General features: G+C 74.8%; 25 protein-coding genes and 1 pseudogene. 12 read left to right on the forward strand and 14 right to left on the reverse strand.

Annotated elements, in window-relative coordinates; all coding sequences use genetic code 11:
- Positions 1 to 31 precede the first annotated feature (31 nt).
- A complete protein-coding gene (locus ACIQ9P_RS33670) occupies positions 32 to 778 on the forward strand; it encodes a ScbR family autoregulator-binding transcription factor (protein WP_402364990.1) in 747 nt (248 codons plus the stop codon).
- On the opposite strand, the gene ACIQ9P_RS33675 is transcribed toward ACIQ9P_RS33670, so the two are convergent.
- Positions 749 to 1,981, reverse strand: a complete 1,233-nt coding sequence (locus ACIQ9P_RS33675; protein ID WP_402364993.1) for an MFS transporter — start codon at positions 1,979 to 1,981, stop codon at positions 749 to 751. The genes ACIQ9P_RS33670 and ACIQ9P_RS33675 overlap by 30 nt on opposite strands.
- Before the next feature lie 187 nt (positions 1,982 to 2,168).
- Between ACIQ9P_RS33675 and ACIQ9P_RS33680 the strand changes: the two genes are divergently transcribed.
- Together ACIQ9P_RS33680 and ACIQ9P_RS33685 are read left to right on the forward strand one after the other, a co-directional pair.
- A complete protein-coding gene (locus ACIQ9P_RS33680) occupies positions 2,169 to 2,552 on the forward strand; it encodes an ArsR/SmtB family transcription factor (protein ID WP_402364996.1) in 384 nt (127 codons plus the stop codon).
- Positions 2,553 to 2,702: 150 nt separating this feature from the next.
- Positions 2,703 to 3,602, forward strand: a complete 900-nt coding sequence (locus tag ACIQ9P_RS33685) for a class I SAM-dependent methyltransferase (protein WP_402364999.1) — start codon at positions 2,703 to 2,705, stop codon at positions 3,600 to 3,602.
- Between the two features lie 33 nt (positions 3,603 to 3,635).
- Here the strand turns inward: ACIQ9P_RS33685 and ACIQ9P_RS33690 are convergent, their stop codons facing one another.
- Complete coding sequence (locus tag ACIQ9P_RS33690; RefSeq protein WP_402365002.1) at positions 3,636 to 4,265, reverse strand: TetR/AcrR family transcriptional regulator; 630 nt, start codon at positions 4,263 to 4,265, stop codon at positions 3,636 to 3,638.
- Positions 4,266 to 4,570: 305 nt separating this feature from the next.
- On the opposite strand from ACIQ9P_RS33690, the gene ACIQ9P_RS33695 reads away from it, so the two are divergent.
- Genes ACIQ9P_RS33695 through ACIQ9P_RS33705 form a run of 3 tightly spaced genes read left to right on the forward strand, consistent with a single transcriptional unit; the run spans position 4,571 to position 7,244 of the window.
- Positions 4,571 to 5,329, forward strand: coding sequence for an SDR family oxidoreductase (locus ACIQ9P_RS33695; RefSeq protein ID WP_402365005.1), 759 nt, complete (start codon positions 4,571 to 4,573; stop codon positions 5,327 to 5,329).
- Positions 5,326 to 6,237, forward strand: coding sequence for an SDR family oxidoreductase (locus tag ACIQ9P_RS33700; protein ID WP_402365008.1), 912 nt, complete (start codon positions 5,326 to 5,328; stop codon positions 6,235 to 6,237). Before ACIQ9P_RS33695 ends, ACIQ9P_RS33700 begins: the two co-directional genes overlap by 4 nt.
- The gene (locus tag ACIQ9P_RS33705) at positions 6,234 to 7,244 is read left to right on the forward strand and encodes an NADPH:quinone oxidoreductase family protein (protein WP_402365011.1); all 1,011 of its coding nucleotides are present in this window, start codon (positions 6,234 to 6,236) and stop codon (positions 7,242 to 7,244) included. The genes ACIQ9P_RS33700 and ACIQ9P_RS33705 overlap by 4 nt, the downstream gene beginning before the upstream one ends.
- Positions 7,245 to 7,357: 113 nt before the next feature.
- Here ACIQ9P_RS33705 and ACIQ9P_RS33710 read toward each other — a convergent pair whose 3' ends face one another.
- Positions 7,358 to 8,017: an NPCBM/NEW2 domain-containing protein gene (locus ACIQ9P_RS33710; protein WP_402365014.1), complete on the reverse strand. Its 660-nt coding sequence runs from the start codon at positions 8,015 to 8,017 to the stop codon at positions 7,358 to 7,360.
- Between the two features lie 394 nt (positions 8,018 to 8,411).
- A complete protein-coding gene (locus tag ACIQ9P_RS33715; protein WP_402365017.1) occupies positions 8,412 to 9,278 on the reverse strand; it encodes an NAD(P)H-binding protein in 867 nt (288 codons plus the stop codon).
- A gap of 123 nt (positions 9,279 to 9,401) precedes the next feature.
- On the opposite strand from ACIQ9P_RS33715, the gene ACIQ9P_RS33720 reads away from it, so the two are divergent.
- The gene (locus tag ACIQ9P_RS33720; protein ID WP_402365020.1) at positions 9,402 to 9,827 is read left to right on the forward strand and encodes a winged helix-turn-helix transcriptional regulator; all 426 of its coding nucleotides are present in this window, start codon (positions 9,402 to 9,404) and stop codon (positions 9,825 to 9,827) included.
- Between the two features lie 42 nt (positions 9,828 to 9,869).
- On the opposite strand, the gene ACIQ9P_RS33725 is transcribed toward ACIQ9P_RS33720, so the two are convergent.
- The 3 genes from ACIQ9P_RS33725 to ACIQ9P_RS33735 form a co-directional block, all read right to left on the reverse strand.
- Positions 9,870 to 11,195, reverse strand: a complete 1,326-nt coding sequence (locus ACIQ9P_RS33725; protein ID WP_402365023.1) for an alpha/beta hydrolase family protein — start codon at positions 11,193 to 11,195, stop codon at positions 9,870 to 9,872.
- 177 nt (positions 11,196 to 11,372) lie between these two features.
- Positions 11,373 to 12,584, reverse strand: a complete 1,212-nt coding sequence (locus ACIQ9P_RS33730) for an acyl-CoA dehydrogenase family protein (RefSeq protein WP_402365026.1) — start codon at positions 12,582 to 12,584, stop codon at positions 11,373 to 11,375.
- 3 nt (positions 12,585 to 12,587) lie between these two features.
- Positions 12,588 to 13,688 (reverse strand): phosphotransferase family protein, encoded by a 1,101-nt coding sequence (locus ACIQ9P_RS33735; protein WP_402365029.1) that lies wholly within the window; start codon positions 13,686 to 13,688, stop codon positions 12,588 to 12,590.
- A gap of 153 nt (positions 13,689 to 13,841) precedes the next feature.
- On the opposite strand from ACIQ9P_RS33735, the gene ACIQ9P_RS33740 reads away from it, so the two are divergent.
- Positions 13,842 to 14,939: a hypothetical protein gene (locus tag ACIQ9P_RS33740; RefSeq protein ID WP_402365032.1), complete on the forward strand. Its 1,098-nt coding sequence runs from the start codon at positions 13,842 to 13,844 to the stop codon at positions 14,937 to 14,939.
- A 223-nt stretch (positions 14,940 to 15,162) separates the two neighbouring features.
- Here the strand turns inward: ACIQ9P_RS33740 and ACIQ9P_RS33745 are convergent, their stop codons facing one another.
- Both ACIQ9P_RS33745 and ACIQ9P_RS33750 read right to left on the reverse strand, forming a co-directional pair.
- Positions 15,163 to 15,579: a VOC family protein gene (locus ACIQ9P_RS33745; RefSeq protein WP_402365034.1), complete on the reverse strand. Its 417-nt coding sequence runs from the start codon at positions 15,577 to 15,579 to the stop codon at positions 15,163 to 15,165.
- A 10-nt stretch (positions 15,580 to 15,589) separates the two neighbouring features.
- On the reverse strand, positions 15,590 to 16,054 hold the full coding sequence (locus tag ACIQ9P_RS33750; protein ID WP_402365167.1) for a helix-turn-helix domain-containing protein: 465 nt from the start codon (positions 16,052 to 16,054) through the stop codon (positions 15,590 to 15,592).
- 49 nt (positions 16,055 to 16,103) lie between these two features.
- On the opposite strand from ACIQ9P_RS33750, the pseudogene ACIQ9P_RS33755 reads away from it, so the two are divergent.
- Positions 16,104 to 16,265 (forward strand): annotated as a pseudogene (locus ACIQ9P_RS33755) (DUF2199 domain-containing protein); the annotation flags it as partial.
- 82 nt (positions 16,266 to 16,347) lie between these two features.
- Here ACIQ9P_RS33755 and ACIQ9P_RS33760 read toward each other — a convergent pair.
- Both ACIQ9P_RS33760 and ACIQ9P_RS33765 read right to left on the reverse strand, forming a co-directional pair.
- Complete coding sequence (locus ACIQ9P_RS33760) at positions 16,348 to 17,247, reverse strand: Gfo/Idh/MocA family protein (protein ID WP_402365036.1); 900 nt, start codon at positions 17,245 to 17,247, stop codon at positions 16,348 to 16,350.
- 220 nt (positions 17,248 to 17,467) lie between these two features.
- Positions 17,468 to 18,142, reverse strand: coding sequence for a DedA family protein (locus ACIQ9P_RS33765; protein ID WP_402365168.1), 675 nt, complete (start codon positions 18,140 to 18,142; stop codon positions 17,468 to 17,470).
- Between the two features lie 489 nt (positions 18,143 to 18,631).
- Between ACIQ9P_RS33765 and ACIQ9P_RS33770 the strand changes: the two genes are divergently transcribed.
- Complete coding sequence (locus ACIQ9P_RS33770; RefSeq protein WP_402365038.1) at positions 18,632 to 19,588, forward strand: hypothetical protein; 957 nt, start codon at positions 18,632 to 18,634, stop codon at positions 19,586 to 19,588.
- Between the two features lie 110 nt (positions 19,589 to 19,698).
- Here the strand turns inward: ACIQ9P_RS33770 and ACIQ9P_RS33775 are convergent, their stop codons facing one another.
- Positions 19,699 to 20,532: a class I SAM-dependent methyltransferase gene (locus tag ACIQ9P_RS33775; RefSeq protein WP_402365040.1), complete on the reverse strand. Its 834-nt coding sequence runs from the start codon at positions 20,530 to 20,532 to the stop codon at positions 19,699 to 19,701.
- A 137-nt stretch (positions 20,533 to 20,669) separates the two neighbouring features.
- Complete coding sequence (locus ACIQ9P_RS33780) at positions 20,670 to 21,611, reverse strand: spermidine synthase (protein WP_402365042.1); 942 nt, start codon at positions 21,609 to 21,611, stop codon at positions 20,670 to 20,672.
- A gap of 170 nt (positions 21,612 to 21,781) precedes the next feature.
- Here ACIQ9P_RS33780 and ACIQ9P_RS33785 point away from each other — a divergent pair, with 170 nt between their 5' ends.
- On the forward strand, positions 21,782 to 22,741 hold the full coding sequence (locus ACIQ9P_RS33785; protein WP_402365043.1) for an alpha/beta hydrolase: 960 nt from the start codon (positions 21,782 to 21,784) through the stop codon (positions 22,739 to 22,741).
- A 147-nt stretch (positions 22,742 to 22,888) separates the two neighbouring features.
- Positions 22,889 to 24,322 (forward strand): selenium-binding protein SBP56-related protein, encoded by a 1,434-nt coding sequence (locus ACIQ9P_RS33790; protein WP_402365045.1) that lies wholly within the window; start codon positions 22,889 to 22,891, stop codon positions 24,320 to 24,322.
- Positions 24,323 to 24,382: 60 nt separating this feature from the next.
- On the opposite strand, the gene ACIQ9P_RS33795 is transcribed toward ACIQ9P_RS33790, so the two are convergent.
- Positions 24,383 to 25,708 (reverse strand): globin domain-containing protein, encoded by a 1,326-nt coding sequence (locus ACIQ9P_RS33795; protein ID WP_402365047.1) that lies wholly within the window; start codon positions 25,706 to 25,708, stop codon positions 24,383 to 24,385.
- Positions 25,709 to 25,899 lie beyond the last annotated feature (191 nt).

Below are 25,899 nucleotides of genomic sequence, written 5' to 3' on the forward strand. Positions count from 1 at the left end.
GCCAGCCCACCCCACCACCGAGGAGCCGACCGTGCCCGAGCTCGAATCCCAGGCCGGACCCGAGACCGGACCCGAGCACCGAGCGGAGAACAGAGCGAAGAGCAGAGCGGAGGACAGAGCGGCGGCCGGACCCGGGGGCGTCGAGGCCGCCCCGTTCCGCGTCCGGCCGATCAGCACCCGGCGGGGCCCCGACCCCAAGCAGGACCGGGCCGCCCGCACCAGGCAGCTGGTGCTCACCGCCGCGGCCGAACTGTTCGCGTCCGGGGGCTTCCGCCGCACCTCGGTGCAGGAGGTCGCCGACCGGGTCGGGATGACCAAGGGCGCGGTCTACTTCCACTACCCGACCAAGGAGGCGCTGGCCGTCGCCGTGGTCGAACAGCACTACGCCCGTTGGCCGTTGCTGCTGGCCGCGGTCACGGCCGAGGGACACGGGCCGCTGGGGACCGCGGAGCGCCTGCTGGCGGGCGCCGCCCTCGCCTTCCGGGACGACATCGTGGTGCGGGCAGGCACTCGGCTCCAGGTCGAACGCCCGCAGATCGACGCGGAGTTGCCGACCCCGTACGTGGACTGGACCGACCTGCTGGCCGGACTGCTGGCCGCCGCCGAGGCCCTGGGCGAGCTGCGCGCGGAGGTCTCGCCCCGCGCCGCGGCCCGGTCGCTGGTGGCCGCGCTCTTCGGCACCCAGCACATCTCGGACGTCCTGCACGAACGGGCGGACCTCGTCGAACGCTGGTCCGAGACGGCCGGGTTACTGTTCCGGGCGATCCGCGCCGAGTGACGCGACCGGGCGGCGGCCGGGTGCCGCTCCCGGCCGACCGGCCACCGGGGCACGGGTGCCGACCCGTACACCGGCCCGCGTACCGACCCGGGCGGTAGCGGCGGCGACCAGGGCGAGCACGGCCGCCGCGAGCGGGAACCAGCGCTCGCCGAGCAGCGCGACCGCCGCACTGCCGACCGCTCCCCCGGCGGCCGTACCCAGGTACAGGGCGCTGCTGTTGAGCGAGATCAGCAGCTGCGCGTTGCCCGGGTCGAGCGAGGCGAGCCGGTGCGGCAGCGCCACCGAGACCGCCCAGCCCGCCAGCGGGGTGACGACGGCGTAGGCGAGCGCACCGGGCATGGAGCGCCCCGCCCACGGCAGCGAGGCGAAGGCGACCGCCGCCACGGTGCTGCCGGTGAGCAGCACCCGGCGGACGCCGACCCGGTCCACCAGCCGGCCGCCCAGCCAACTGCCCGCCACCGAGGCGAGGCCCGAGACCAGCAGCACCAGGCTCAGCCGGTCCGCCCGGCCGCCGGTGGCCGGGGCGACGGCGGTGGCCAGGTAGATGTAGACGGTCTGGAAGGCGAGGAAGAAGAGCAGCGTGGTCGAGGCAGCGCCGAGCACCCGCCGGTCTCGCAGCGGCGCCAGCCGGTCCCGGAGGCCGGGGGCGGCGGCGGGTGCCGACAGGTCGCGCAGCAGCAGGGCCAGTCCGGCCAGGGCGGCCGCACCGAGTGCCGTGACCAGCCACATCGTCGCGCGCCAGTCGGTTCGCCCGATCCAGGTGCCGAGGGGCACCCCGAGCGCGGTGGCGACCGTCATGCCGCCGAGGACGGTGGCCAGCGCCCGACCGCGCCGCTCGGGGGCGACCAGGGTGGTGGCCACCGCGTTGGCGGTCGGGGTGTAGAGCGCGGCGCCGGCGGCGGCCAGCACCCGGGTGGCGAGCAGGGTCCCGTAGGAGGGGGCGAGGGCGCTGAGCGCGTTGGCGGCGGAGAACACGGCCAGCGCGGTGAGCAGCAGCCGACGGCGTGGCCAGCGGGCGGTGAGCGCGGCGAGCGGCGGGGCGAGCAGCGCGTAACCGAGGGCGAAGACGGTCACCAGCTGGCCGGCGGCGGCGACCGTGACGTCGAGGTCGTCGGCGATCGGGCCGAGGATGCCGGCCATGACCATGGTGTCGGTGCCGACGGCGAAGGTGCCGAGGGCGAGCAGGAGCAGGCGGACGGGCACGTGGATCCCCCAGGGGCGGACGTCGTGGAACCGGATCGTTGGACGGAGGTCGTCGGAAGGAGATTGTTGGACGAACGGGCAACTGTTTGACGCTCGCCAAACAGTACGGATTGGTGGATGATTGTCAAACCGTCCCGTCCCGTCGCGTCGCACCAGCGCCGCCCGAGCCCCGAGGAGGCCGCCGGCCATGACCGCCGACGAGCGGCTGCCCCAGCCCGCCGCCACCGAGATCGACCTGGTCACCGTGCTGCACGCACTCGGCGACCCGGTCCGGATGCGCCTGCTGACCAGCTACGCCGACGGCGCCGAGCACTCCTGCGACCCGCGCCACCTCGGCCTCGACCACCTGCACAAGTCGACCGTCTCGCACCACATGCGGGTCCTGCGCGAGGCCGGTGTCACCACCACCCGGGTCGCCGGCCGCAACCGCTTCGTCTCCCTGCGCCGGACCGACCTCGACGCGCGCTTCCCCGGACTGCTCGACGCCCTGCTCGCCGCGGCCCCGGGCACGGCCGTGACCCCGAGCGCGCCCCGGACCACGACCCCGACCCCGATCCCGGCCGCCGACTGAGCCGCACCCGGCCCCCGGCCGTCGACCGGGCCGCACCTGCCCCCGGGGGGCCGCCCGTCCGGCCGCATCGGACCGGCGGCCGCGGCGGCCGCTCGGTAGCGTGGCCGGGACGGCGAGGGCGCGGACCAGCGGAGAGGCCGGACGGGCGCGATGATCGGTGAGGTCGGCGGACAGACCGGCGGCGAACGGGCCGACGGCGGACGGCCGAGCGGCGGGCTCGACCTGGACGGGCTGCGCCGGGTCTACGGAACCCCCGGCCACCGCGCCTTCTACACCCTCGTCTGCCGGCGGGCCCGGCACTGGGGCTGGACCGAGCCCGGCCAGTCCAAATGGCGCTGCTGGCGGGCGCAGCGGCAGCTGGAGGGGGTGCTCGGGCGCAAGCTCGCCCTGCCGACCGGTTCCCGGGTGCTGGACGCCGGCTGCGGCGAGGGCGTCGTCGCCCGCCAGCTGGCCGCCCGCTTCGGCCTGCGGGTCACCGGGGTCGACCTGATGGACTTCCACGTCCGCGAGGCCCGCCGGCTCAGCGCCCGGGCCGCGCTGGAGGACCGCACCGCCTTCGCCTGGGGCGACTTCCACGAGCTGGACCTGCCCGCGGGCTCCTTCGACGGCGTCTACTCGATGGAGACACTCTGCCACGCGCACGACCCGGCGCGGGCCCTAGCGGAGTTCCACCGGCTGCTGCGGCCGGGCGGGCGGCTGGTCCTGCTCGGACCGGCCGCCGTCCCGCGCGCGGAGATGCCCGACACCCAACAGGCGCTGCTGGAACCGTACCTGGACGCGATGGTGCTGCCGGGCGCCCGCCGCTACACGACCCGCACCCTGGGTCCACTGGTCACCGGGGCGGGCTTCCGGCTGGAGGAGGAACTCGACGCGACCCGCTTCTACCTGCCCACCACGGAGGCGCTGTACGCGTACTTCCGGGTGCCCTACGCCGTGCTGCGGCGCCTGGGCGCGAGCGAGCACTGGCTGGGGCTGCGGTCCACGGTGGAGATGTACGAACTGCGCCACCACGTCGCGTGGATGGTGCACACCGCCGTCAAGGACGGGTGAACGGCGCCTCGTTCACGGGCCGGCCGCCGGGGGTCAGCGCCCGGCGCCCAGCATGCGGAGCACCAACTCGCCGTAGCGGCGGCCGAGTTCCTCGGGAGTCTCACTGCTGCGGTCGGTGTACCAGCGGGACACGTCGATCCCGAGCGAGGTCACCGCGCGGGCGGCGGTGCGCACCTCGGCGACGTCGAACAGCCCGGCCGCCCGCCCCTCCTCGATCAGCGCCGTGACCTCGCGCTCGATGTCCAGCCGCAGCCCCGCGACCGCCGCGTAGTCGTCCTCCGGGAGCGCGTGCAGCTCGTAGTTGACCACCCGGCCGACCGTCCGCGCCCGGGCGTGCCAGGCGGTGAAGTCTTCGACCAGGCGTCGCATCCGGGCCACCTGGTCGCCCTCGCCGGCCGACGCGGCCCGGACCAGGCCGAGCGCGGCGGCGTGGCCGGCCCGGCTGATCTCGGCCAGCAGGGCCGCCTTGGAGGGGTAGTGGATGTAGAGCGCGGCGGGACTCATCCCGGCGCCGGTGGCGATGTCCCGGGTGGTGGTGGCGTGGAAGCCTCGCTCGGCGAAGGACTCGACGGCGGCCCGGAGCAGCCGGTACGCCGCCTCCGGGCGGGTGTCGGCGCCGCCGGGCAGGGTCGGCCACAGCTCGGCGATGGGCGTGCTGGTCATGGCGCCATCCTCGCAGACAGGTCGTCCGGCGGTCGTACGGGCATTCGCCCCTGGCGGGGGCGCCCTTGCCGGGGCCCCGCCGGACAGGGTCCCCGCCGGACAGGGCACCGGGCCCGGCTCAGCGTCCGGACGAACACCCGGAAGCGCGCCCGGAGGCACACCCGACCCCGGCCCCGGACACCGCCCGAGGGACTGTTGACAGGGTGTCGCACCGACAGCATGCTGAGCAAGCGCTCAGTCAGCAGCCAGTTCCACCGGCCGCCGGGCCCCGTCGGCCGGCCGCTGTCCACGCCGAGAGGATCCCCGTGGTGCACTCCTTCAAGGGCCGGGTGGCCGTCATCACCGGGTCGAGCCGCGGCATCGGCCTCGGCATCGCACGCGAGCTGGTCGCCCGGGGGGCCAAGGTCTGCCTCACCGCCCGCACCCCGGAACCACTCGCCGAAGCGGTCCAGGACCTCGGCGGCCCCGAGGTCGCCATCGGCGTCGCCGGCCGCGCCGACGACCCGGCCCACCAGGAGGAAGCCGTCACCCGCACCCTGGCGGCCTTCGGCCGGCTCGACCACCTGGTCAACAACACCGGCATCAACCCGGTGTACGGCCCGGTCCTGGGCGTCGACGAGGCCGCCGCCGCCAAGATCCTCGCCGTCAATGTGCTCGCCCCGCTCGCCTGGACCAGGCGGGTCCACGCCGCCTGGATGGGCGAGCACGGCGGCTCGGTGGTCAACGTCGCCTCGGTGGCGGGTCTCCGATCATCGCTCGGCATCGGCATGTACGGGGTGTCCAAGGCCGCGCTGATCCGGCTCACCGTCGAACTCGCCGCCGAACTGGGCCCCGAGGGCATCCGGGTGAACGCGGTCGCCCCCGCCGTGGTCAGGACGAAGTTCGCCGAGGCCCTGTACGAGGGCCGCGAGGAGGAGGTCGCCGCCGCCTACCCGCTCGGCCGCCTCGGGGTGCCCGAGGACGTCGCGGGAGCGGTCGCCTTCCTGCTCTCCCCCGACGCGGCGTGGATCACCGGCCAGACCGTCGTGCTGGACGGCGGCGTGACCCTCGGCGGCGGGCTGTGAGCACCCCGGCCGCCACCCCGAACCACTGCCCCGCCGACGGCCCGGAAAGCACCCCCGCCACCAGTACCGCCACTCCCGGCGCCACTGCCGCCGCCTCCGCCACCCACCCGACCGCCCCGCCGTTCGCCGGCCAGGGCGTCGTCGTCACCGGCGCCGGCCGGGGCATCGGCGCCGCCGTGGCCCGCGCCTTCGCGGCCGCCGGGGCCCAGGTGGTGGTGAACGACCTGGACGGCGCCGCGGCCCGCGCGGTCGCCGCCGACTGCGGCGGCTCCGCCGTCCCCGGTGACGCCGCCTCCGCCGACGGGCTGGCCGCCCTGGTCCACTCCGCCCGGGGAGCGCTCGCCCGGCACGGCGCCGAACTCGACATCTGGTGCGCCAACGCGGGCGTCGCCCCGGTCGGCGGCGCGGACGCCGCGCCGGAGGCATGGAGCGCCGCCTGGGAGGTCAACGTCCTCGCCCACGTCCGCGCCGCCGAACTGCTGCTCCCCCACTGGCTGGAGCGCGGCAGCGGCCGGTTCGTCGCCACCGTCTCCGCGGCCGGGCTGCTCACCATGCTCGGCTCGGCCCCGTACTCGGTCACCAAGCACGGCGCGCTCGCCTTCGCCGAGTGGCTCGCCGCCACCTACCGCCACCGCGGCCTGCGGGTGCACGCGCTCTGCCCGCAGGGTGTGCGCACCGCGATGCTGGCGAGCACCGGCGCGGTCGGCGAGGCCCTGCTCGCACCCACCGCGCTGGAACCGGCGCAGGTCGCGGCGGCCCTGCTGGACGCCATGGCGGCGGACCGCTTCCTGGTCCTGCCGCACGCCGAGGTCGCCGACCACTACGCCGCCCGCGCCGGGGAACCGGACCGCTGGCTGGCCGGGATGAACCGCCTCCAGCGGCAGTTGGAGCAGGAGGGGGCGTTGTGAGGGCCTGGCAGGTACCGACGCCGGGCGAGCCGCGCGCGGTGCTGCGGCAGGTCGGGGACGCGCCGCGGCCGGTGCCGGGCCGGGGACAGCTGCTGGTCCGGGTCCGGGCGGCGGCCGTCAACTTCCCGGACGCGCTGCTGGTCCGGGGCCAGTACCAGGTACGGCCGCCGCTGCCGTTCACCCCCGGGGTGGAGCTGTGCGGCGAGGTCGTGGAGCACGGACCCGCCCCGGCGGAGCCGAGGGACCCGCCGGACGAGAAGTGGCGGCCCGGCGACCGGGTGATCGGCACCCCGGTCCTCCCGCACGGCGCGTTCGCCGAGTACGCGCTGCTCGACGCCGCCGCCACCTTCCGCGCCCCGGACGCCCTGGACGACGCGGAGGCCGCCGCCCTGCACATCGGCCACCAGACCGCCTGGTTCGCCCTGCACCGCCGGGCCGCCCTCCGCCCCGGGGAGACCCTGCTGGTCCACGCCGGGGCGGGCGGGGTCGGCAGCGCCGCCGTCCAGCTCGGCCGGGCCGCCGGGGCCCGGGTGATCGCCGTGGTCGGCGGCGCCGCCAAGGCGGCCGCCGCCCGCGCGCTGGGCGCGGACCTGGTGGTCGACCGCACCTCGGAGGACTTCGTCGCCGCCGTCCGGGCCGCCACCGGTGGCCGGGGGGCCGACGTGGTCTTCGACCCGGTCGGCGGCGCGGCCTTCACCGGCTCCACCCGCTGCGTCGCCTTCGAGGGCCGGATCGTCGTGGTGGGCTTCGCCGGCGGCGAGATCCCGTCGCCCGCGCTCAACCACGCCCTGGTGAAGAACTACGCGATCCTCGGACTGCACTGGGGCCTCTACCAGACCCGCGACCCCGGGGCCGTCCGCGCCGTCCACCGGGAGCTCTGCGCACTCGCCGCCAAGGGCGCGGTCCGCCCACTGGTGACGGCCCGGCTCCCGTTCGAGGCCGTACCCGACGCCGTCCAGCGGGTCGCCGAGGGAACCACCACCGGACGGCTGGTGGTGCTCCCGTGACCGGGCGGGGCCGCGACTGACGGCCCGAGCCCGTTCGCGGCGGCCGTCGAACCCGTGGCCCCGTTGAACACCGAAGGACCCTGCCGCATCAGCGGTGCGACAGTGGCTGCCGTTCAGGGATGCAGGACGGCGTCCGCAAGCGCGGGCACGATGCCGTCACAGGAGCGGTCGGTGTCGAAGTCCGTGCCGACGTCGAGCTTGGCGACACCGGTCAGGTCGACAGTCACGGTCTGCGGGTTGTTGATCTCCAGCATGACGTTCTTGATCTCTTTTCCGTCGCCCTTGATCGACAGCTTTCCGTGCTCCGCCACACCGTTGTCGTCGATCCCGGCGATGAGGGTGAGCGATTTGTAGTGCTGGTTGATGCTGTACTCGTAGCCGCCCTGGCAGGGGTAGTGGAACACCATCGAGTTGGGGTAGGTCTTGCCACCCATCGTCACGGACCTCAATTGGAGCCCCTGGTCGGCGAAAGGACCGCCCACTGGCCGGAGGTCCCGCAGTGCCACCTCGCCGGTCGGCAGCGGCGCGGGGCTCCCGGAACCGGGCGTGTCGGAGGGCCTGGCAGCGGTCGGCGACGCGGTAACGGTCACGGTGGCTGTCGGGCGAACGGTCTCCGTGGTCGTCACGAGCACCGTCTCGGTAGTCCTCACCGTTTTGGCGGTCGGGGAGTCGACCACGGCCGGAAGTCCGAGGAAGCCGAGCATGAGGCCGACCACGGCCGTGCCGGCGGAGACCAGCGCCGCGACCTCACCCAGCCGGCGGGGGGCTGGCACCGGAACCGCTCCCGCCCGGCGTGACGGCGGCTCGCCCGGCGCCGCCGGCGGTGGCACCGCCGGCGGCTCCTGGGGGCTGGGTGGCGGGGTTGATGCACTCACGGAGGAACCCTCCTACGCACTCGGACCGGGCATGGGACTCACTGCATGGCAGCCGCCGGCGTCCGATCCGTGCAGTGTTCCCCGGCCCCCCGCGGCACACGCAGTGCACCGTTGATCCGATGGCCCGTCAATACCGCCTCGCGCCGGCGGGCCCTGGCCAGCTCGTTCCGCGACGCGGGAGGAGTCGGCCGGACCCATTTCGAGCTGCCGGTCGTCCCCTCCCCGACCAGGGAGGAAGGGCCCGCCCCGGGCCAGATCTGCACAGTCCGTCCAGCCGGACAGCTCCTGAGCGTCACCACGAGGCGTCCGTTCCGGCGGTGATCACCTCCAGGGCCGGGCGCGGGGCCCGGCCGAGGAGCTCGGCGAGGTCGCCGGGCTTGCCCGGGCCGGCCAGGAAGCCGTGGGCGATCGACGAGAGGGTGCCCGCCACCATCGGCACCTGGAACGACTCCGCGCCCGAGGCGGCGACCGCCGCCCGCGCCTCGGCGAGGGTGCCCGGGCGGTACCCGACCGGACGGCCGGTGCTCCGGGTGAGCGCGGCGGCGACGTCGGCCCCGCCCACCGCCTCCTCGCCGACCAGCTCGTAGACCCGGCCCGCGTGCTCGGCCGGTGCCGAGGCGACCTTCGCGGCGACCTCGGCGAGGTCCGCCCGGGCGACCGCCGCCAGCCGGCCGTCGGCGAGCGGGGCGGTGATCACGCCGTCCGCGTCGGGCCGGGCCAGGAAGGCCAGCAGCTCCGCGTAGAGGCCGTTGCGCAGGATCGTCCAGCGCAGGGTGGCGGACTCGCGCAGCCGCCGCTCGGTCCAGCGGTGGGCGAGCGCGTAGGCGAGGTGGTCGCCGTCGCCGGAGAGGCTGGTGTAGACGACGTGCTCCACCCCGGCGCGCTCCGCCGCCTCGATCGCGGCCCGGTGCCGCGCGATCACCACGTCGTCCTCGCCGTAGCCGGCCGAGACCAGCAGCAGGGTGCGGACTCCGGTGAAAGCCTCGGCCAGCGTCTCCGGCCGGTCGAAGTCCACCGTCCGCACCGGCACACCGGCGGCCGCCGTGCGCTCCGGCGTCCGGCTGCCCGCCACCACGCCCTCCGGCCCGCCCGGCCGCGCCGCGAGCCGCTCCAGCACCAGCGAGCCGAGTCCGCCGTTGACACCCGTCACGAGAAGCATTGTTCCTCCGGAAATCCCGTACCGGCCGGGCGGTCCGTCCGCCCCACCCCGTCCGGCCGCCCTGCTCGGCGGCACGTCCTCCATCCTCGATAACCTGGGCGTTCGACGTAAGGAGGCACTTCGATGTCAGTGGGGCACACCGAGGTAACCACCCCGGCCGGCACGGCTCGTCCGGTGCTCTGGTGCGAGGACGGCGAGGACTGCGGCATCCGGGATCTGCTGAACCGCCTCGGCGACCGCTGGACCGTCCTGGTGGTGGTCGAACTCGCCAAGGGGGTACGGCGGTTCCGTGAACTCCAGCGCGGTGTGCCGGGGATCTCGCAGCGGATGCTGACCCTGACGGTCCGCCGGCTGGAACGCGACGGCCTGGTCTCGCGCACCGTCCACCCGACGATCCCGCCTCAGGTGGACTACGAACTCACGCCGCTCGGCCACAACCTGACCCGTCTGGTGCGCGCGATGGCGGACTGGTCCTACGACCACCACGACGCGATCGTCGACTCGCGGCAGAGCTGGGACGAGGCCAATCCGGGGTCCGAGATCCGCTGATCCGCTGGTCCGCGCGGAGCCCGGAAGCGGCTCGACCTCGCCTCAGCGCTCGAACCGCATCTCCGGGAAGAGCGCCGAGGGCCCGTCCAGCAGGTGGTCGTCGTGCCCGCGCAGCCAGCGGTCGAGGAACGAGCCGACGTAGGCCCGGGTGGCGAGCACCGCCCGCTCCGGCCGGACGTCGCCGATGTCCGCGCGGACGACGTCGGCCGGCACGGCCCCCTGGCGGGCGAGCTGCGGCAGCAGCGACTGCGCGTCGGTGTACGAGCCGTGCCGCGAGCCGAGCAGGGTGACATCGGCCTTCCAGCCCCGGGTGTGCCGCCAGAACGCGGCCCAGCCGGGCTGGCCGGAGTAGGGGCCGGAGTCCTGGTCCTCGGTGCCCATCAGCAGGAACGGCCGGTCCACGCCGTCCTCGGCGACGCTGCTCAGGTGCACGCCGGTGCCGTCCGGGCCGGGGAAGTGCAGTTGGCCGTCCAGGTTGACGCCGGCCTTGATCCGGGGGTCGTCGTGCATGGCCTGGGCGGCCGTGAAGCCGCCGGCGGAGTGGCCGACCATGCCGATCCGGTCGAGGTCGAGCGAGCCGGCCAGCGCGGGCGGGAGCCGGCGGTCGGTGCGCAGCGCGGCCAGCTCGTCCAGGACGAAGCGGGTGTCGGCGACCCTGGTCGCCAGTGCCTTGCGGAGCAGTGCCCCGACGTCCAGGCCGGGTTGGCCGGCCAGGACGGGCAGGACGGAGGTGGTCAGCCGGCCGTCCGGGAAGGCCACCTCGGAGGCGTCGGAGGGGTGGTCGACGGTGACCACGACGTATCCGCGCGAGACGAGGTCCTCGACCAGCGCCGTTCCCCAGGTGCGGGGGTCGCCGAGCCCGGCCGAGTAGAGCACCACCGGGCGCGGCCGGGCGGCGGGCAGCGCCGGGGCGTCCTGTCCGGCGTGGGTGCGAACCCCGGACCAGTCGGTGCGGCCCGGGTCCGTCCGGTAGTTGAAGACGCCGGCGCCGTCGGGGCCGCCGAAGTGCCCGGCGGCGCGCGGCTCCATGTAGCGGGCGCGCCCGTCGCCCTGGACGGGTCGGGTGGCCGGGTACCAGATACTGATCATCAGTTCGCGGGCCCGCCCCGGCTGCCAGGGGTCGTCACGGCCGTGGTCGACCAGGCGCAGCGCGGTGGTGCCGATCGCGTACGGGCCGGTCGGCTGCGGCAGTCCGGCCCTGGCCTGTCGTTCGGCCACCACCGGGGCGGCCTCGGCGGGGACGGCCGCCGCCCCGACGCCGCCCAGCACGGCCGTGGCCGCCAGCGCCACGGCGACGCCCGTCCGCAGACCCCGTCCGTGGATCCGTGCGACCCGGACCCGGCCCCGCTCCTGCACCCGCTCGCGCATGCTCCCCGACTCCCCGTACCGTGCGGCCCGCCGCCCTCCGGCCGGCCCGTACGGCGACAGTACGGGCCGGGCGGTGCGTGGACGTCATACCCCGGAGCCAACCCGCCGGGTGCTACCCCGGTATGACCCGGGCGGGCGCGTCGCACGGGGCGCGGCGGCCGCACCGGGAGCGGCCGGTCAGCGGTGGCGGCGCAGTTCGCGCCGGGCGAGCGAGCGCTTGTGGACCTCGTCCGGTCCGTCGGCGATCCGGATCGTGCGGTTGAACGCCCAGAGGGCGGCGAGCGGGGTGTCCTGGCTGACGCCGGCGGCGCCGTGGGCCTGGATCGCCCGGTCCAGGATCCATTGGACGGTGCGGGGGGTGGCGATCTTGATGGCCTGGATCTCGGTGTGGGCGCCGCGGTTGCCGACGGTGTCCATCAGCCAGGCGGTCTTGAGCACCAACAGCCTCAACTGCTCGATGCGGACCCGGGATTCGGCGATCCAGTCCTGGACCACCCCCTGGTCGGCGAGCGGGCCGCCGAAGGCCGTGCGGTCCAGGACCCGGCGGCAGGTCAGTTCGAGCGCCCGCTCGGCGATGCCGATGGCCCGCATGCAGTGGTGGATCCGGCCGGGGCCGAGCCGGGCCTGCGCGATGGCGAAGCCGTCGCCCTCCCCGCCGATCAGGTCGGCGACCGGGACCCGGACGTCCTCGAAGGTGATCTCGGCGTGGCCGCCGTGGTCGGCGTCGTCGTAGCCGAAGACCGTCATGCCCCGGCGCACCGTGACGCCGGGGGTGTCGCGCGGCACCAGGACCATGCTCTGCTGCCGGTGCCGTTCGGCGGAGAGGTCGGTCTTGCCCATCACGATCAGGAGGCGGCAGTCCGGGTTCATCGCGCCGCTGATGTACCACTTGCGGCCGTTGACGACGTAGTGGTCCCCGTCGCGCTCGATCCGGGTGGTGATGTTGGCGGCGTCCGAGGAGGCGACGTCGGGCTCGGTCATGGCGAACGCGGAACGGATCCGGGCGTCCAGCAGCGGCACCAGCCAGCGTTCGCGCTGTTCGGCGGTGCCGAACTCGGCCAGCAGCTCCATGTTCCCGGTGTCGGGGGCGGCGCAGTTGAGGGCGGGCGGAGCGAGGTGCGGGCTGCGGCCGGTGACCTCGGCCAGCGGCGCGTACTGGAGGTTGGTCAGCCCCGCGCCGTGCTCGCCGGGCAGGAAGAGGTTCCACAGGCCCAGCTTGCGCGCCTCCACCCGCAGGTCGGCGACCACCGGCGGGATCTCCCAGCGCGGCCGGGCCGGGTCGGCGAGCTCGGCGGCCAGCACCGGTTCGGCCGGGTACACCTGCCGGTCCATGAACTCCTCCAGCCGTTCGCGGAGTTCGAGAGTGCGACGGTCGTAGGAGAAGTCCATCGATCAGTATCCCTTCAACGTGGTGAGGCCGTGCTCGATCAGGACGGGCGCCGCCGTGCCCGCCCGTTCGAAACCGGCGCCGAGGGTGCGGCCCTGGCGGAACCGGTAGTGGATGCCCTCGGCCACGACGGCGAGCTTGTAGGCGGCGAACGCGACGTACCAGTCGAGTTCGGCGGCGTCGCGTCCGGTGGAGCGGGCGTAGCGGTCGACCAGTTCGGCGCTGCGCGGGAAGCCGGGAGCGGTGGCGGCGGCCGGGACGAGCCCGCCGCCGACACCGGCCAGTTCGGTGTACATCACCAGCAGTCCGACGTCGGTGAGCGGATCGCCGAGGGTCGACATCTCCCAGTCCAGCACGGCGCCGATGACGTCCCGCCCGGCGCGCTCCTGGAGCAGCACGTTGTCGAGCCGGTAGTCCCCGTGCACCAGGGCCGGGGCCGGGGAGGTCGGCCGCCGGGCGGTGAGCAGTTCGTGCAGCCGGTCGACGCCGGGCAGGTCGCGGCTCCGTGATGCCTCCAACTGCGTGGACCAGCGACGCAGTTGACGCTCCAGATAGCCGTCCGGGCGGCCGAAGCCGGCCAGCCCGACCGCCGCCGGGTCGATCCGGTGCAGCGTCGCGAGGGTGTCCACCAGGGCCTCGCCGACCGCCCGCACCCGGGCCCGCCCGAGCGCGCCGAAGGCCCCGGCGTCCCGGTGCACGACACCGGGCACGAAGGCCATCAGGTACCAGGGCGCGCCGAGCACCTCCGTACCGGGATCGAGGTGGACGGTGGCGGGCACCGGCACTCCGGTGCCGCGCAGCGCCGTCATCACCCGGTACTCGCGGCCCATGTCGTGCGCGGTGGCGAGGACGTGCCCGAGCGGCGGCCGGCGCAGCACCCAGTCGTTGACGCCGTCGGTGAGCCGGTAGCTGAGGTTGGAGCGGCCGCCCTCGATCAGCCGCGCCCGAAGCGGACCGGCCACCGTACCCGGCAGGGCGCGTTCCAGGTGGTCGCGCAGTCGCTCCAGGTCCAGCCCCTGCGGCGAGTCCGCAGCGGGCTCCGGACATGGCTCCGCACCTGGCTCCGGAGCGGGCTCCGGCGTGCTGTCCGACCTGCTCTCCGGCACGGGCACTCTCCCTTCGTCCGCCGACCGCGTCGTCGGCGACCAAGCACTGACCGAGCGTCGGCCGAGCGCCGACCAAGCCTGACTGAGCGCTTGCTCAGCATTCAGCCGACGGCGGTGCCGTGTCAATGCCGACGGGACGTCACAATGATCGCCATGAGGTTGATCCACACCGTCGCGGGCGTCCTGCTCCTGCTGCTCACCATCGGCAGCATCCTGCGCACGCTCGTCGTCCCGCGCGGCCTGTACAGCTCCCTGGTGCACGTCCTCTGGCGCGGCCTGCGCACCGTGCTGCGGCTCGCCGCCACGCCTTTCGCCACCTACCGCGCGCAGGACCGGGCCCAGACCTGGCTGGCCCCGCTGATGCTGACCGGCATGCTCGCCGTCTGGCTCGGCGGGATGCTGATCTCCTACACGCTGATACTGCACGGCACCTCGGAGCTGGACTGGTCGGTGTCCTTCCGCGAAGCCGGCTCCAGCCTCTTCACCCTCGGCTTCGCCAGCGGCGACCGGCTCCACCTCTCCGTGATCGACTTCGTCGCCGCCGCCAGCGGCCCCCTGGTGATCGCCCTGCAGATCGCCTATCTGCCCACCCTCTACGCCGCCTACAACCGGCGCGAGCTGGAGGTCACCCTGCTCCAGTCCCGGGCCGGCGAGCCCGCCTGGGGCCCGGAACTGCTCGCCCGGCAGTCCCTGGTCGACACCGAGACCGCCCTCCCGCAGCTCTACCGGGACTGGGAACGCCTCGCCGCCGACCTGGGCGAGAGCCACTCCAACTACCCGGTGCTGATCTCCTTCCGCTCCCCGCAGCCCAACCGCAGCTGGGTGGTCGGGCTGATCGCCGTCATGGACGCCGCCGCCGTCCACCTGTCGATCTGTCCGCGCACCGCACCGCCGGAGGCCCGGCTGGTGCTCCGGGCCGGGTTCACCGCGCTGCGCGACATCGGGCGCTCGATGCGGGTCGACTTCGACCCGGACCCGGCACCGGACACGCCGATCCGGCTCAGCTACACCGAGTTCGACGCGGCCGTCGCGCTGATCGCCGCCGCCGGGTTCCCGCACGAACGCCCCGCGCCCGAAGCCTGGCCGCACTTCCAGGGGTGGCGGGTGAACTACGAGCCGCTGGCCTACGAACTGGCCCGGCGCAGCGACGCCGTCCCGGCTCTGTGGAGCGGCCCGCGCGACTTCCGGGCCCCGGTGATCCCCCCGGCCCGGCCCGCCGACCGCCGACCGCCCGGCGGCCACGCGGGCTGACCCGCGAGCGCACCACCGCACCGCCGCGCCGAGGCACAGAGACAGAGAGACAGAGAGGTACAGGGTCACAGGGGCACAGAGCAACCCCTCCTCGCCCGTCGGGCGAGGAGGGGTTCGGGGTGAGCGCCGAGGGCACTTTGCAAAGTCCTGGCGTACTTTGCAAGGTGCGCCAGGACTTTGCAAAGTACGGGTGGGCAGCCTCCACCCCCCACGGGGCGCCGCCCTACTTCGGCTTCCGCTGGGTGAACCGCAGCATGTTCCCGGCCGGGTCGCGGAAGGCGCAGTCGCGCACGCCGTACGGCTGGTCGATCGGTTCCTGGAGTACCTCGCCACCCGCCGCGCGGATCCGCTCGAAGGCCGCGTCGCAGTCCTCGGTGGCGAAGATGACCGCCCGCAGCAGCCCCTTCGCCAGCAGCTCCGCCATCGCCTGCCGGTCGGCGGCGGAGGCGTTCGGGTCCGCCAGCGGGGGTTCGAGCACGATGTCCACGTCCGGCTGCGAGGGCGCGCCGACCGTCACCCAGCGCATGTTCTCGAACCCGACGTCGTTGCGCACCTCCAGGCCGAGGATGTCGCGGTAGAAGGCGAGCGCCTTGTCGTGGTCGTCGACGGCGATGAAGCACTGTGAAAGCTTGATGTCCATGCGATCCACGCTACGGGCGGGGCGGACGGGATGCTTCTCCGTTCCTGACCGGTTCGCTCGTGACGCTTTCGCTCGTGACCCGTTCGCTCCTGACCGGTCTGGTGTACAGCTTCGCGTAGCAGGCCGGGATCGCGGCACCGTGCTCGTGGCCCCGGGCCCGGTAGGCGCTGGGGCTCTCCCCGACCAGCTCGGTGAAGCGCGAACTGAACGAACCCAGCGACGTGCAGCCGACCGCGAAGCACACCTCCGTCACCGAGAGGTCCCCGCGCCGCAGCAGGGCCTTGGCCCGCTCGATCCGCCGGGTCATCAGGTAGCTGTACGGGGTCTCCCCGAAGGCGGCCCGGAAGCTGCGCGAGAAGTGGCCCGGCGACATCAGCGCCACCCGCGCCAGCGCCGGCACGTCCAGGGGCAGCGCGTAGTCGCGGTCCATCGCGTCACGGGCCCGGCGCAGCCGGACCAGGTCCTCCAGTCTCACCACTCCACCCTCGCACAGGGCGCCGACAGCCGCTCCGACCAGCTCCTTCATGCTCTGCGCCACGTCCCCCGCACCCACCTGGCCGGTCCCCGAGCCGTCGGTCCACCCCGAGCCCACGCTGCCGCTCAGGACGGATGTGCGCACCCGGGCCGTCGGCCCGCGCCCGCTGATCGAGCCGGAGCCGACCGACCACCCGCTGGCGGTGGAGCAGCGCGAGGGCGTCACCGCGGAGCGGGTGCGGGCGTTCGCGGAACAGCTGCTGGGCGGCCGAGGGGGGCGGACCGGGAGCCGCCTCAGACCTCGACGGTGGCGCCCGCCGCGAGCGAACGCTCGGCGGCGGCGAGGATCTCCACGGTGCGCAGGCCGAACGCGGCCGAGCAGGGGTGGGCCTCGCCGGTGCGGGCGGCGGTCGCGAGCGCGTCCAGGGCGCGGTGGAACGCCGCGTGCGGGCCCTCCCCGCGTTCCGGCAGCCGGACGGTGCCGGTCTCGCCGCGCAGCTCCATCGCGGTGCCGCCTCCGGCGACCGGCGCGGTCAGGCTCAGCGCGAGGGTGCTGGAGGCGCCGCCGACGTGGCGCAGCACCAGGTGCACGGTGTCCAGCGGGCCGGGCACGGCGGTGACGGCGGTCGCGTCGCCCAGTACGGGCAGCAGCACGGAGAGCGCGTGCGGGCCGACGTCCCAGAGCGCGCCCTTGTCCTTGCGCCACTGCGAGGCCGCGTAGGCGCTGGTGGAGTCGGGGACGAAGACCGAGCCGAGCCAGTCCGAGCGGCCGGTGAACCAGCCGCCGACGGCGGCCTGCTCCTCGATCCACGGCAGCTGCTCGCCGCCGAAACGGACGGTGAAGAACACCACCGAGGCCACCCGGTGCGCCTCGGCCGCCTCGACCACCCGGCGGGCGTCGGGGACGGTCAGCGCGACGGGCTTGTCCAGCAGCAGGTGGCGACCGGCCTCGGCCGCGCGCACCGCGAGGTCGGCCTGCACGGTCGGCGGGAGGGCGATCGACACGGCGTCGACCTCGGCGAGCAGCCGGTCGAGGTCACTGTGGCCGGGGACGCCGTACTTCTCCCCGAGCGCGGCGGCCGCCTCGGGGCGACGGCCCCAGACGCCCGCGAACTCGACGCCGGGATGGTCCGCGAGGGCGGGCGCGTGCACCCGCTCCGCCCAGGTGCCGGTGCCCAGGAGGCCGATCCGCATGGTGCTCCTACTTCCCTCTTCGCGTGCTGTTCCGTCGTACGGGTCATACGGGTCGTACTGTCCTACAGGGTCGTGCGGGTCCTACCGGGTCGTGCGGGTCCCACAGGTCGTGCGACCCGTTCGGTCGTCCGCTCCTACCGCCCCCGCACGGACGCCGCCGCCCGGAGCGGGCTCCGGGCGGCGGCTCGCGCGATCGGCTTCCGGGTGGACCCGGGGCCCGTCAGTCGGCGGCGGGCGCGGGGACCGTCGGGGCCGTGTCCACGGTCTTCGCCGCGCCCTCGGCCTCCAGGGCGTGCGCGGCCTTCGCGGCCCGGCGCTTCATGAACCAGGCCGAGAACGCGCCGACGGCGACGGCGAGGAGCAGACCGATCCAGGAGAACTTCGACAACCACTGCTCGGCGACCTTGCCGACCTGGTAGACCAGCCACGTCGTGCCGCCGGCCCAGACCACGCCGCCGAGGACGTTGGCGATCAGGAACTTCCAGTACGGCATCTTCAGGGCGCCCGCCAGCGGACCGGCGAAGATGCGCAGCAGGGCGATGAAGCGACCGAAGAAGACCGCCCACATGCCCCACTTCTGGAACGAGCGCTCGGCGCTCGCCAGGTGGCTGGGGCCGAAGTGCTTGGGGAACTTGCGGCCGAGCTTCTCGAACAGCGGCTTGCCGCCCTTGCGGCCGATCGAGTAGCCGATCGAGTCGCCGATGATCGCGCCGGCGATCGCGCAGACCGCCACCCAGACCGGGCTGACCACGCCACGGGCGGACAGCAGGGCCGCGGAGACGAGGGCGATCTCTCCGGGGAGCGGGATGCCCAGCGACTCCAGTCCGATGATCAGCGCAACGAGGGCGTACACCGCGCCCGGTGGTACGCCTTCGATCCAGGCGTCGATGTGCAGCAAGGCCAGTACCTCCGTGGCAGGACGAGACGCGTGGCGGGGCCCGCCCAGGTCCCGATCAGGTCCCCGCGGTCCGCGCTCCGGTCTCGACAGTCGTCCGAATGGCGGCACCAGGCCGCTCCCCGAGAGGGCAGCCTAACGTGCCGGGCGGCCTGTCCCCCTGGCCGATCACCCCTGCGTACGACGTGCGGGGCCGCCCGGCGGTTCCGCGCCCCGGGCAGTCCGCCGGCCCCTCCTCCCGGCGCGGACCCGCGGGGGCGTGCGCCGGAGCGCCCCACGGGCGCGCGACGCCGGCCACCGGCCGGCCGCCGCCCCGCTGCCGCCCACCCGCGGCCCGACTGCCGCCCGCCCCCTCTTGACGTGCTCGCGCACGCCACCGAATCGAATTGGTCACGGTTCACCGAACGGCGGCCGAACCGCCCCCGTTCCACCCAAGTGAGGCTCTAACCTCCAGGGCAATCAAGGCAGTTGACTCCATCGGGGGACGCCGTGACGATCCGTGCCCGCAGCATCCGCAACCGCGCCGCCCTCGCCGCCGGCTCCACCGGACTGGTCCTGGCCCTCGTCTCCGGCTGCGGAGGCGGCGGGTCCGCCGAGTCCCTCGCGGCCGCGGCGGCCGGACCGCCGGTGACCACCACCGGGACGGCCGACCCGACCGCTGACCCGACCACCGACCTCACGCCCTCCGTGCCGGCCCCGACCCGGACTCCGCCCCGGACCTCGGCCCGGCCCTCGGCCCCGAGCCCGACCGGATCCGCCGCACCGAGCACGGTCCGCCCGAGCAGCAGACCGTCGGCCGACCCGGGCACCGCCCCGCCCCGTGCCACACCCACCCCCACCAGGACCGCGACGCCGACCAGGACCGCGACCAGCGCGCCTCCGGCCGGGGGCGCGTCCGAGCTGTGGGGCGGCCAGTACCGGGGCACCGCCAAGGTCACGGTCCAGTTGTTCGACTACTGCTCGTCCACCGGCGCGCGGCGGCCCGCCGGCTCGAAGACGTACTCGATGTCCACCTCGCTCTCCGTGGACCGCCCCCGGGAGGCCGGCGGACGGCGCGAGACCAACCCCTTCTCGCTGCTCCTCTCCGTCGGCCCACCGGGGCAGACGGGAGCGGTGACGCTCGGCACCTCCGGCACCGTCGCGACCGGTTCCGGATCGCTCCTGCTGACCTACTGGAAGCTGTCCTGGGACGACGGCACCCTGCGCGGACAGCTCACCGACAACCACGTGCGCGAGGCCGCCGCCCTCAACCTGGTCAACTGGGCCACCTTGCTCGTCCCCTGCCGCCCCGAGCTGGGCACCCTCCCGGGCGGCATGCCGCACTCGGTCGCCGTCGGCGCGAGTCTCACCGGAAAGCTGACCGCCACCAGCACCTCGCTGACCGCCAAGGGCACCTCGGACGACGGGCTGGTCGGGTTCACCTTCGAGTTCACGGGGAGCCGCTGAGCGACCGGGACCGGGCCGGGTGCCCGCGGGCCGTCGGCGGCGGCCGCCGTTCAACCGGTCCGGCCGCCGTTCAGCCGGTCCGGGCGCCGTTCAGCCGGTCCGGCCACCGTTCAGCCGGTCGGGGCGGCGAAGTCCAGGACGGTGACCGTGGGGCGGTGGGTGGAGAGCGGGGGGACGGTGAGGGTCAGCGGGAGCAGGGTCGCGGCGAGGCTTCTGTCGGCGGTGGGGCGGACGTCGCGGACGGCGGTGACGAGCGGGCTCGCGGTGCGGAGCTTGTCACGCTCGCGGGCGTCCATCCCCCACGGCATGGGAGGTGCCTGGTAGCCGGGGGTGCGCATCCTTCCGGTCCGGGTCAGGCGGGCGAACCAGCGCGGGACGGCGTCCAGGACGAGCGAGCCGCCCGGGAAACGCTCCGCGCAGCCGGCCACGAGGGCGCGGACGCGCGGCGGGGGGAGGTACATCAGCAGGCCCTGGGCGGTGATCAGGACGGCGCGGTCGCGCTCCACCTCCCCGACCCAGGCGGCGAGGTCGGTGGCGTCGGCGGCCAGGTAGCGCTGTCGGGGTCCGGGCGGCAGGAGGCGTTCGCGCAGTTCCACGGCCTCGGGGAGATCGACGGAGAGCCATCGCGCGCGGCCGTTGTCGACCCGCCAGTACTGGGTCTCCAGGCCCTCGCCGAGGCAGACGACCGTGCCGCGCGGTTCGCGGGCCAGGAAGTCGGCCACCTCGCGGTCGAAGCAGCCGACCCGCAGCGCCTGGAGGCGGGCCTGCCATCCGCTGGTGCCGAAGCGTTCCGCGAACGGGAAGTCGATCCGGTCGACCAGGTCGACGGCCTCGGGGTCGTGCAGCAGCGCGTCCGGTCGGCGGGCCTCGACGGCCCGCTGCCAGAGGGTCCACAGTGCCGTTTCGGGCACCGCCGCCAGGTCCGGACGCTCCGCGCCGCTCATCTCTCGCTCGCTCCCTCGGGTGGTGGGGCCGGCCTCCGACGGCCGTGCCCCCTACGACCCGCCGATTCTGACACCGCCGGGGGCGTGAACCGGGGGTGCGGCGACACGGCGCGCCGGGCCGAGCTCCCGCGCGCCGGTCAGCCGACACCGAACGCGCCCTCCGGCGGGGGCGGGGAGTCGGTGGCGGTGGCGTCGGTGACCGGCGCGGTGCGGCCGGTGAAGGCGGCGAGGTCGGCGCCGTCGGTCAGCCGGGCCGGGAAGATGTCCCCGGCCAGCCGCCGGACGAGATCCGCGACCGGCAGCGGTTCGGCGGAGCCGACCAGCAGGATGTTGCCGTAGCGGCGTCCGCGCAGCACCGGCGGCTCGGCGATCAGGCAGGTGTGCGGGAAGACCGCGCGCAGCGTCGCCGCCTGACCGCGGGCGAAGGCGAGCGGGGCGCCGTCGGCGAGGTTGGCCGCGTAGCAGCCACCGGGGCGCAGCACGGCGGCGGCCAGGCGCAGGAACTCGACCGAGGTGAGGTGGGCGGGGGTGCGGGAGCCGTGGAAGACGTCCGCGACGACGAGGTCCAGGCCGGCGGGCGCGGTCCGGGCGGCGGTGGCGAGGGCCTCGCGGGCGTCACCGACCTCGGCGGTGATGTCGACGCCGGGCCCCTGCCAGGGGAGGTGCCGCTCGACCAGGTCGAGCAGCGGGCCGTCGACCTCCACCACGCGCTGGCGCGAGCCGGGGCGGGTGGCGGCGAGGTAGCGGGGCACGGTCAGGGCGCCGCCGCCGAGGTGGAGGGCGTCCAGCGGCCGCCCGGGCCCGCCCGGCCCGTCGACCGGGTGCCCCGGCCCGTCGGCCCCGTCGAGCGCGTCGACGAGGTGGCCGAGGCGCCGGGTGTACTCGAACTCCAGGTGGGTCGGGTCGCCGAGGTCGACGTAGGACTGCGGGGTGTCGTCCAGGGTGAGCAGCCAGCCGCCGTCGTGGTCGACGTCGGGGAGCAGCTTCGCCCGCCCGAGGTCGGTGTCCCGCAGCACGGGTACGGGTTCGTCGACCGGGTGGTCCTGCGGCGGGGCGGGCTGGTCGGGGAGTTCGGGCATGTCCGCAGCATAGGCGCCGCGCCGGAGGTCACCGTCACGCCCGAGTCGCCGTCACACCGGAGGCTACCGGCCGGTATCGTCAGGGGGTCCGGGTGCCGGGGTTCCGGCGGCCCGCGATTGCGACCCGGAGTCCGACCAGAGATCCGACCAGAGATTGGGTGCGAGTGGCCATGGAGTTCCGCGAAGACATCCTGGGTGCCCCCTACGAGGCGGCCGAGCTGCCGCTGCGTCCGGACGAGGAGGGCGAGGTCACGGCGACACTGGTCCGCCGGTTGGTCCCCGGTTCGGACCAGGCCGTCCTCTACATCCACGGCTACAACGACTACTGGTTCCAGACCCACCTCGCCGACCACTACACGGCCGCCGGCTTCTCCTTCTACGCGATCGACCTGCGCAAGTACGGCCGCTCGCTGCGGGCGCACCACTCGCCGAACTTCGTCCGCGACCTCACGGCCTACGACGAGGAACTGGACCAGGCGGTGCGGATCATCCGCGAGCAGGACGGTCACGGCCGGCTGCTGGTCAACGGGCACTCCACCGGCGGGCTGATCGCCGCCCTCTGGGCGGGCCGCCGGGCCGGGCGGGGCCTGGTCGACGGGCTGTTCCTCAACAGCCCGTTCCTGACCATGCCGGCCTCCCCCGCCGTGCGCACCCTCGGTGCCCCGGCCCTGGAGGCGATCGCCCGGATCTCGCCCACCCGGGTCCTGCCGTCCGCGCTCAACCCGCACTACGTCCACAGCCTGCACCGGGACTTCCGCGGCGAGTGGGACTTCGACCTGAAGCTCAAGCCGGCCGAGGGCGTGCCGCTGTTCGCCGGCTGGCTGGCCGCGATCAACCGCGGCCACCGCGAGGTGCGGCGCGGGCTCGGCATCGACGTGCCGGTGCTGCTGATGGCCTCCACCGCCTCGATCGCCACCACCCGCTGGCACGCCGCGCTGCACCACGCGGACGCCGTCCTGCGCGCCGACGACATCGCGGCCGCCGGGCCGCACCTGGGCCGCCATGTGACGATCGTCCGGATCAAGGGCGGGATGCACGACCTGGTGCTGTCGGGCGAGACCGCCCGCGCCCAGGTGTTCGCCGAGCTCGACCGCTGGTTGGGCGCGTACTTCCCGCTCGCGGTGCACTGATTCGAAGATCCGTTCGGGGGGTCGGGGGTGCGCCGCCCCCGGCCCCCCGATCGCTCCCCGTGCGCCTGCTGTGCGCCCGTGAGTCCGTGCGAGGCTACCCGGGCCCTTGTCACTTACCTTGCCGAGAAGGCGAGTTGAGGAGCCAGCATGACGCATGGACACGGCCCGCAGGACGACCGGCCGTCCGGCCCCGGCGATCCCTCCCTCTACCGCACGCCCGCCGAGGCGATCGCCGCTCCACCGGAGAAGCTCGCCTACGTCGCCGGGTTCGACCGGTCGGCGCGGCGGCCGGACGCGCTGATCACCGTCGACACCGACCCGGAGTCGCCGAGCTACGGGCGCGTGCTCAACTTCACCGACATGCCCGACGTGGGCGACGAACTGCACCACTTCGGCTGGAACGCCTGCTCCAGCGCCCTCGCCCACGCCTGCCACGACAGCCCGGAGCGGCGCTACCTGCTGCTGCCGGGGCTGCGGTCGTCCCGGCTGCACGTCCTGGACACCCGGCCCGACCCGGTCCGGCCGAGACTCGTGAAGACGGTGCAGGCGGAGGAACTGGCCGCGAGAGCCGGGTACTCGCGCCCGCACACCCTGCACTGCGGGCCGGAGGGCGTCTTCCTGTCCTGCCTGGGCGCGGCCGCGGGCGGCGACGGGCCCGGCGGGGTCGCCCTGCTCGACCACACCACCTTCGACGTGCTGCGCCCCTGGGAGACCGAGCGCGGCTCGCAGAACTTCTCCTACGACGTCTGGTGGCACCTGGGCAGCAACGTGGGTGTCACCAGCGAGTGGGGCACCCCGTGGATGGTCGAGGACGGCGTGGTGCCGGAGCTGCTGCTCGGCCGCAAGTACGGGCACGCGCTGCACTTCTGGGAGCTGGACACCGGTCGGCACCTGCAGCGGATCGACCTCGGCGACCAGTACCAGATGGTGCTGGAGCTGCGCCCGGCCCACGACCCGCAGGCCGAGTGGGGCTTCGCCGGGGTGGTGACCAACGTGGAGGACCTCTCGGCCTCGGTCTGGCTCTGGTACCGGCAGGGCGAGGCGTTCACCGCGCGCAAGGTGATCGAGATACCCGCCGAGCCGGCCAAGGCCGAGGACCTGCCACCGGTGCTCCAGCCCTTCGGCGTGGTGCCGCCGCTGGTGACCGACATCAATCTGTCGGTGGACGACCGCTGGCTGTACGTCTCGGCCTGGGGCACCGGGGAATTGCTCCAGTACGACGTGTCGGACCCGTTCCACCCGCTGCTCACCGCCTCGGTACGGCTGGGCGGGGTCGCGGCCAGGACCCCGCACCCGGCCGAGCCGGGCCGCCCGCTGAGCGGCGCGCCGCAGATGGTCGAGGTCAGCCGGGACGGGCGGCGGGTCTACCTCACCAACTCGCTCTACGGCGCCTGGGACGACCAGTTCTACCCCGACGGCATCGAGCCGTGGATCGTCAAGCTGGACGCCGATCCGGAGACGGGCGGGATGACCGTGGACACCCGCTTCTTCCCGCACGGCGCGGAGTTCCGGGGGCTGCGGGTGCACCAGACGCATCTGGCGGGCGGGGACGCCTCCTCGGACTCGTACTGCTACCGGTAGCGGGCCGGACGGCACCGGGCGGTCGCGGGCAGCGGGACGGGGCGGCCCGTCCTCCGGGGCTCAGCACCGGCCGAGCACCGGGTCGTGGTGGATCCGGGCGGCCGGCATTCCGGCGGCGGCCAGGCGGGTGCGCACCTCGTCGACCAGGCCCGCCGGTCCGCTGACGCAGGCCAGGTGCTCGGACCAGTCGGCGGCCCGCCCGACCGCCTCGGCCAGCCGCCCGCCCGGCCCGGCCGGTCCGCCCCCGCCGGCGTCCTCGGCCACCGGAACCAGTTCCAACCACGGCTTGCGCAGGCAGAGTTCGGCCAGCGCCGGCCAGTCGTAGAGCTCGTCCCGGTTCCGCGCGCCGACGAAGAGGTGGACCCGCTGCCCGCGCGGGCGGTGCTCCGCCAGCCGCTCCACGATCGCCTTCATCGGGGCGAGCCCGGTACCGCCCGCCACCAGCAGCAGGTCCCTGCCCTCGTCGGCCGGCATCAGCGTGCCCCGCGGCGGCCCCAGCCGGAGGCGGTCGCCGACGGCGGTGGCGCCGACCAGGGCCGCGCTCACGCCGCCGGGCCCGGTCCGGCGGACGTGGAACTCCACCTCGTTGTCGGCGCGCGGCGCGCAGCCCATCGAGTACTGCCGCCAGGTGTGCGGAAGCGCCGGGTGCTCGACCGTCCCGTACTGTCCGGCCCGGTACGGGTACGGCTCTCCGGTGCGGACCCGGAGCACGGCGAGGTCGGGGCGGCGGCGTTCGTGGCCCACCACCGTGGCCTGCCAGTACGGGGGTTCGGTGAGCGCCGACTCGGCACCCGCCACCATCGCGCGGACGGCGAAGCGCAGCATCCGCACCCAGGCCGCCTCCAGTCCGGTGTGCCACCGCGCGCCGGCCCGGTGCCGGATCGCCTCCCGGAGCGCTTCCTCGAAGGCTTCGTAGTGGACCGGCCGGACGCCGAGCTTCCGGTGGTCGCGGCCGAGCCGGGTGAGGGTGTCGGCCAGATCGGCCGGCCGGTGCAGCCGTGCCACCAGGTGGTCGAACATCCGCTCCAGGTGGGCCTGCTGGAACTCCATGGACTCCGGGAACAGCGCGCGCAGGAACGGGCGGCGGCGGAACATGCAGGCGTAGAGGTGGTCGATCAGCTCGCCGAAGGGGGCGACCAGGGCGAGGTCCCGGAGGATCACCCGCTGGTCGGCCGCCCCGTCGTAGCCGTCGGCGCCACCGGCGGGCCCGGCCGGACCGGACGGCGCGGACGGACCGGCGGGCCCGGCCGGACCGGCGGGCGCGGACGGATCGGCGGGCGCGGCGGAGAAGGACGGCGCGGGGGCGAGGATCTGCCGACGCAGCAGCATGGCGTGATGACGCGCGATCAGCCGATCGTATTCGCCGGTGGCGCTGGTGGTGTGCATGACGAGCAGCCTAACCAGCGGTGATGATCGCTCAATTGTCCGCCGCACCAACGCCGTTCACAGATCGGGCGAGCCGTCGACCGGTTCCGGGCAGGGAGCGGCCCGGTCCCGGCACGGATCCAGTCAACGGCCTCGCCCGGGGATACGGCCAGGGCTGTTGGACCCCGGCCGAGCGGGACCACCGGCCCGAC

Source organism: Kitasatospora sp. NPDC094019, from assembly GCF_044764505.1.
In the GTDB taxonomy this organism is placed as follows: domain Bacteria; phylum Actinomycetota; class Actinomycetes; order Streptomycetales; family Streptomycetaceae; genus Kitasatospora.